Annotated in this window: 8 protein-coding genes; 5 read left to right on the forward strand and 3 right to left on the reverse strand. The window is 31.3% G+C overall.

Annotated elements, in window-relative coordinates:
* Positions 1–55: 55 nt before the first annotated feature.
* From mnmA to eno, 5 genes are all read left to right on the forward strand, one after another.
* On the forward strand, positions 56–1144 hold the full coding sequence (mnmA, locus tag AA81_RS10975) for a tRNA 2-thiouridine(34) synthase MnmA (RefSeq protein ID WP_103899017.1): 1089 nt from the start codon (positions 56–58) through the stop codon (positions 1142–1144).
* Between the two features lie 18 nt (positions 1145–1162).
* Positions 1163–1651, forward strand: coding sequence for a pantetheine-phosphate adenylyltransferase (coaD, locus tag AA81_RS10980; protein WP_103899024.1), 489 nt, complete (start codon positions 1163–1165; stop codon positions 1649–1651).
* A 159-nt stretch (positions 1652–1810) separates the two neighbouring features.
* Positions 1811–2404, forward strand: coding sequence for a translation elongation factor Ts (gene tsf / locus AA81_RS10985; protein WP_103899018.1), 594 nt, complete (start codon positions 1811–1813; stop codon positions 2402–2404).
* A 99-nt stretch (positions 2405–2503) separates the two neighbouring features.
* On the forward strand, positions 2504–3202 hold the full coding sequence (gene pyrH, locus AA81_RS10990; protein WP_103899019.1) for a UMP kinase: 699 nt from the start codon (positions 2504–2506) through the stop codon (positions 3200–3202).
* Between the two features lie 70 nt (positions 3203–3272).
* Positions 3273–4571 (forward strand): phosphopyruvate hydratase, encoded by a 1299-nt coding sequence (gene eno, locus AA81_RS10995; RefSeq protein WP_103899020.1) that lies wholly within the window; start codon positions 3273–3275, stop codon positions 4569–4571.
* A gap of 103 nt (positions 4572–4674) precedes the next feature.
* On the opposite strand, the gene AA81_RS11000 is transcribed toward eno, so the two are convergent.
* Genes AA81_RS11000 through AA81_RS11010 form a run of 3 tightly spaced genes read right to left on the reverse strand, consistent with a single transcriptional unit; the run spans position 4675 to position 6595 of the window.
* Positions 4675–5754 carry a hypothetical protein gene (locus tag AA81_RS11000; protein ID WP_103899021.1) on the reverse strand — a complete coding sequence of 360 codons (1080 nt, stop codon included), beginning with the start codon at positions 5752–5754 and terminating at the stop codon, positions 4675–4677.
* 9 nt (positions 5755–5763) lie between these two features.
* Positions 5764–6273 (reverse strand): hypothetical protein, encoded by a 510-nt coding sequence (locus tag AA81_RS11005; protein WP_103899022.1) that lies wholly within the window; start codon positions 6271–6273, stop codon positions 5764–5766.
* Positions 6254–6595: a hypothetical protein gene (locus AA81_RS11010; RefSeq protein WP_103899023.1), complete on the reverse strand. Its 342-nt coding sequence runs from the start codon at positions 6593–6595 to the stop codon at positions 6254–6256. Before AA81_RS11010 ends, AA81_RS11005 begins: the two co-directional genes overlap by 20 nt.
* Positions 6596–6811 lie beyond the last annotated feature (216 nt).

Raw genomic sequence — 6811 nt, forward strand, 5'->3', positions numbered from 1 at the left:
AGAGTTTCTAAAGACAGTATCTCAGAAAATGAAGGAGGTAGATTAAAAAAAATAAATGTCTAATAAAAAAGTATTAATGCTCATGAGTGGTGGGGTAGATAGTTCTGTCGCTGCCTATCTTTTGAAAGAACAAAATTATCAAGTTATAGGACTTCATTTCAAAACGGTGAGCGATGTTATTTTTTCATTGATCCCTGAAAAAAAGAAGGTTTGTTGTAGCCCTTCAGATACACAAGATGCGTTAAAAATTGCAAATAAGTTAGATCTTGATGATTTTCAGATCGTTGATATAAAAAAGGAATTTAAAGAAAATATAATCAATTATTTTATCAATACCTACAAAGAAGGTAAAACACCTAATCCTTGCATGTTATGCAACAGGTTTTTTAAGTTTGGAAAGGCTTTAGAGATTGCTAATAGCTATGGTGCAGATTATGTTTCCAGTGGTCACTATTTAATAAAAGAGTATTCAAAAAAGTACTGTACCTATGTTATCAAAAAAGGCGTTGATCAATACAAAGATCAGTCATATTTTCTATCTTATATAGATAAAAATACTCTTCCCAACTTGTACTTTCCATTGGGGAATATGTATAAAGTTGAAATAAGAGATATTGCCAAAAAAATAGGGTTAAGCGTGGCAAATAAACCTGACAGTCAAGAGTTGTGTTTTATTCCCGATAACGATTATAGAAGGTTTCTAAAAGAAAATGGAGTTACTTCAGAAGAAGGAAAAGTTTTCGATTTAGATGGAAATGAAATAGGAACACATACAGGTTACATGAATTACACTATTGGCCAACGTTCCGGGATAAGGTACTATAAAAACGTAAACATTAAATTACATGTATATAAAATACTCCCTCAAAAGAATATTCTCATTGTTGTTCCTACTGAAAAAATGTACTCTAAAGAACTTATTGTGAAAAACGTTAACTTTTTTGTGGATTTCGATGAAATAGAAGGATTTTGTAGAGTTCGTAAAAAAAGTGAAGAAAAGCCCGCGATTGTTAAAAAGTTTTCTGACAATACTTTAAAAGTAAGTTTTAAAGAACCTATATTTGCTGTTACACCTGGTCAATTTGCAACAATTTATGATGAAAGCGGTGTTGTTTTAGCTTCTGGTATAATCAATATTAATTGAAATGGGGGAAATTTGATGATGGGAATTAGGGACGCAGCATATCCAGGGAGTTTCGATCCAATAACCTTTGGACATGTGAATATCGTCAAAAGAGCTAGTGAAAGGTTTGACAATCTTTATGTTGTTGTTGTGAATAATCCAAACAAAAAGTATCTTTTTTCTCTCCATGAAAGGGTTGAAATGGTAAAAAAGGATTTAGATGGTATAAAAAATGTTGTTGTCGAATCTTTTGACGGTTTGTTGGTCAACTATCTAAAAGAAAAAAAAATTTATAATTTAATAAGAGGTTTGAGAGCGGTCAGTGATTATGAGTATGAACTGCAAATGGCAAACGCTAATCATATGCTTTTTCGGGAGTTAGAGATTTTCTTTCTCATGGCTGATACTGATTTTTCTTACATTTCTTCGTCTATGATCAAAGAAATCGCATCTTACAATGGAGATGTTAGTAAATGGGTTTCTAAATTCGTCGAATCAAAATTACAAGAAAAACTATTAAAAAAATAGTAATAAAACAATAATTTTCTTATTTTAATATTCAATTAATTGTGTTAAAATACAGTGGTTTTATCGATCGTTATGGGTGGGGAGTGGGGCGAAGGTGGCGCTAACATAAGGTTTTATTTTTTTAAAATCAGTAATAATAAGTATTAGGAGGTATTTTAAATGGATGTATCAATTGAAAAGATAAAGAATCTTAGAACTTCAACGGGAGCGGGAATGTTGGATTGTAAAAATGCTTTAGAAGAGGCCAACGGGGATGTAGATAAGGCCGTTGAAATATTAAGAAAGAAAGGTGCTATAAAAGCTGCCAAAAAAGCTGGAAGAGTAACCAACGAAGGTATTGTGTATTCTTATATTCATCATAACGAAAAAATTGGTGTTTTGCTATTATTAGGATGTGAAACCGATTTTGTTGCGAGAACTGACGATTTTCACGATTTAGCCAAGCAAATTTCTCTTCAAATTGCTTCGATGAATCCAAAATGGATCTCAAAGGAAGATGTTCCTCAAGAAGTTGTCGCTAAAGAAAAAGAAATTTACCTAGAAGAGTTAAAAGATTCCAACAAGCCAGAAAATATTAAAGAAAAAATTGTAGAAAACAAATTAGAAAAATTCTATACTGAAAATTGTCTTCTTGAACAAGAATATGTATTTGGTGAAGGAGAAAGTATCAAAGATATCATTAATTCTGTGATAGCTAAAGTAGGAGAAAATATAACGGTAGATAAATTTGCTAGATTCGCAGTTGGTGAATAACAAAAAGGTGGAGTATTCCGCCTTTTTTACTTTATTTACGAATTTGAAACTTTTTCTATCATCAATAAGACTGCATTGGCATTTCTAAAAGGAGGCAATATGTACAAAAGAGTGTTACTAAAATTAAGTGGAGAAGCTTTTAGTGGTGAAGGGGGAAAAGGATTTTCTGAGGAAATGTTAACATATTTAGTAAAAGAAATAAAGAAAATCCATAATTTAAATATTAAGTTGGGGATCGTCATAGGAGCTGGCAACATTTTTAGGGGAAAAGAGTTAAAAGATTTCCGAATTCAAATGGCCGATCAATTAGGGATGTTGGGGACCGTTATGAATTCACTCTATCTTAAAAATGTTTTCGAAAAGAATGGTATAAAAAGTATCGTAGTTTCCCCAATTGTTAATTTACCTTCTGTAATTCCTCTTAAATATGATTTTATTGAACAGTATTTTGAAGCTGGGTATATTGTCTTATTTGGTGGCGGAACTTCCAACCCTTTGTTCACTACGGATACTGCTGCCGCATTGAGAGCGATAGAAATGAGTGCAGATATACTTGTTAAAGCCACCAAGGTGGATGGAATATACGATAAAGACCCAAAATTATTCGAAGATGCCAAAAAATATGATAACATAACTTATGAACAAGCAATTAAAGAGCAAATAAAAGTAATGGATACAGAGGCTTTTTCAATATGTGAAAAAAATAATCTTTCCATTTCGATTATCAATTTTTTTAAAGAAGGGAACTTGCTTAAAGCCGTCGAAGGAGAGAATATAGGTACGAAAGTCAGCCATTAAAAAAATATTCCTTAAATTCAAATTCTATTCAATAGTTTAAAAAATATAAATTTCTGGAGGTGTTTCTTAGATGGAAAAGTTTTATGATGAAATAGTATCAGTAAAAGCGAGAGAGGTATTAGATTCAAGGGGAAATCCAACCGTTGAAGCGGAGGTTAATTTATCTACTGGCGCAACTGGTTCAGCTATTGTTCCTTCAGGTGCTTCGACAGGTAAATTTGAAGCTTTAGAATTAAGAGACGGCAATAAAGATTATTACATGGGAAAAGGTGTAACTAAAGCGGTGAACAACGTAAACAACATTATTGAGCAAGAGATCGTTGGTTTGAACGCGTTTGATCAAGTTAACGTTGATAGAGTGATGTTGGACTTAGATGGAACAGAAAACAAAGAAAATCTTGGCGCTAATGCAATATTAGCTGTTTCTATGGCGGTGGCCAGAGCTGCAGCGAATTCCTTAGGACTCCCTCTCTATAAGTATTTAGGTGGAGTGAATGCCAAAGTTTTACCCGTACCAATGATGAATATAGTAAATGGTGGACAACACGCTGATAATAATTTAGATATTCAAGAGTTCATGATTATGCCCGCTGGATTTAATACATTTAAAGACGCTTTGAGGGCAGGAGCTGAAGTCTTCCATAATTTAAAAAATATTTTGAAAAAAGAAGGGCACATAACTTCTGTTGGAGATGAAGGTGGTTTTGCTCCAAATTTAAATTCGAATGAAGAAGCTATAAAATATATTATTAGAGCCATACAAGCCGCTGGTTATGAACCTGGTAAACAAATTTTTATCGCTATGGATGCGGCTGCTTCCGAGTTTTACAATGAAGAGACTAAGAAATACTCTGTTGATGGAAAAGAAATGAGTGCCTCTGAATTAGCAGATTATTATATATCATTAATTGATAAATATCCTATCAAATCATTAGAAGATCCTTTCGATCAAGAGGACTGGGAAGGTTACTCTGGATTCACTGCAAAGGTGGGAGACAGGGTACAAATAGTTGGTGATGACTTATACGTTACTAATGTTAAAAGATTGCAAAAAGGTATAGATTTAAAAGCTACAAACTCGATTTTGATCAAATTGAATCAAATAGGGAGTGTAACAGAGACTCTTGATGCCATTGAATTAGCCTACAAAAACAATATGACCGCCGTCGTATCTCATCGTTCAGGAGAAACAGAAGATACCTTCATCGCCGATTTGGTAGTAGCTGTAAATGCTGGTTTCATTAAGACAGGATCACTCTCGAGAACAGACAGGATAGCAAAATATAATCAATTGTTGAGAATCGAAGAAGAACTTGGTTCAACTGCACAATATAGAGGCTTGAATGCCTTTTATTCAATTAAAAAGTAGTGTATATTTAAATTAAAATAATTCATTAAAAAACCGGTGAACAAAGAAATCACCGGTTTTTTATATATATAATTTTTATAATACTTGAACGAAATTATTTTTATCATACAAAATCAATTCTTTTTACCTGATAATCTTTCTCCTCCAATTTTTTTATGAGATACTGCTTTTTTAATTTAAAATACTCAGAATTATTCTCCAATTCGAAACTTATATAAATTTCCTTCTCAAAACTTTGTATATGTGCATCTACAACCCCAAAATTATTAGTCAACAGGATTAAATTTAACTTTTGGTTCATTGTCTTATTCTGATAACTTTTTGAATTATTTTGATATTCTCTATCAATGGTAAAAAATATGGGCATCCCAAAGATCGAAAAAAACATCAGTGGTGTTTTTGTTTCTAAGCTTAGATTTTTAATAGTTAAGTAAGAACTTAATGTTTTATCCACTATATTATTTTTTTTGATAATTTGGGATTCATTTTTATTAAGCATGATATTCTTATCTTTCTCTTGCAAGGTTAATAATTCTTTCATTAGCCTTATCTCGTTCTTAGAGAAAAAATTCGGATTATCCCTTTTAGAAATATATGCTCTTATCATATCTAAGATTTTATTGGCAGAATGAGAGGGAGATAAGACGGAGTTTAAGTTATCTTTAAAGGATTTTAGAAGTGCAGCTACTATCTTCTCAGTTAGTTTTTTAAAGGAAGTTATCTCGCGGGTTTCCAAATTATCAAATTTTAAGTTTTTCAATTGTCCGTTTAGGGTTCGAGAAAATTCCGAGAGCCATATTGATGCTTTCATATTTTGTGATTCTGTGATGTTAGGAGTTTTAAGATTAATAGCATCGATATTTTTAAAGTTTGGAAATTTCAAACTTAATTTAAAGCCATCTTTTGATAACTCACCCAAATATTTCATATTAATTGGAGCATCTATATAATTTGTTTTTTCTTGTGATTTTAAAAAATTTAAATTTACCCTAATACCTGTTTTAAAATGTTGATTGCTTTGATTTTCTAGTAGGAAAAGAAAATTTTTAACACCAATTATAATTATTTTGTCCTTCGAATAAAGGACTGTTCCTACCATTTTATTAATATTATTTTTCCTTGCATAATCGGATAAAAAGGAATTATTTTGAGAAAGAATTAAACTCAACAATTTGTCATACATTTTAATTACCTACTCTTCAGATTCATCAAATAGACCCAATTCCAGTGATTTTTTTAGTGATTTATAACGTTTAATTTTGGAAGTAACCAATTTCTCTGAAGTAAGCAATTTTTCTTTCATCATTATGTATCTAACTTTATTGGGTGCAGTGAAGTACCAATTGTTAAAAGAAGAAGAATATTCAGGTACGTTTACTTTGTATTTTGTTCCAATTACTGCCCTTGATTCTATTTTTTCTATTGCCTTAATTTTTTTAAAATAAGTAATGGCATTTTGTGTTCTTCCAATACTTATATTCAAATTTGAAGCTATTTCACGCACACTGGTATGTGTGACTGTATGATCGTATCCAAGGCCGTAACTCATGTTGTACAAGTATAAATATACCTTTGCAAAAGACGATGGGGTTAGTTGCAAAATATACATAAGTACCTTTTCTGGTATCTGTATGAATGGTCTGACGGGTCGATATTCAAACAAATTTACGTTAGTATCTTTTTCACCTTTTGTTCTGGACATTATCTTTTCCCTCCCATTCTTCTTTACTAATTACCTCTCCATTTTCTAATGTGTACTCTTTTAATTTATAATTTCTATCAAATGTGGCAGAAAGGTGTATTCTGTTAAAACATTTTGAACCAATATATTCTTTATTTATCTTGTACTCCCCAGTATCGTAATCTGTAATAAAATCGTAGCCTTTTCTGAGATAACTCCTAAATTTCTCTCCGCATTTTGAACATTTGAAATATATAACAAATGCATTTTTTTCATCGTAAAAAACTTGTTTCTCAGTAGTTTTAGAAGTATTTGACTTATTCCTTTTAAAGAAGTTAAACATTACAAATTGCCTCCTTTTTGATCACCATCCAACTTTAGTTAACTCATCAAAGTTGAACAACTTAATTTTTTAAAGACTATATAATTAATTATTTTTCGTTATTGAAATTATATCATAATCTATACGTTTAGTTAAATATATCAGATTATGCACTTACTAAACGAAAAGTGTACCAAAAATAAGAGTCGGCTAAACGAAAAGTGTACCACCCTATCA

Source organism: Petrotoga halophila DSM 16923, from assembly GCF_002924615.1.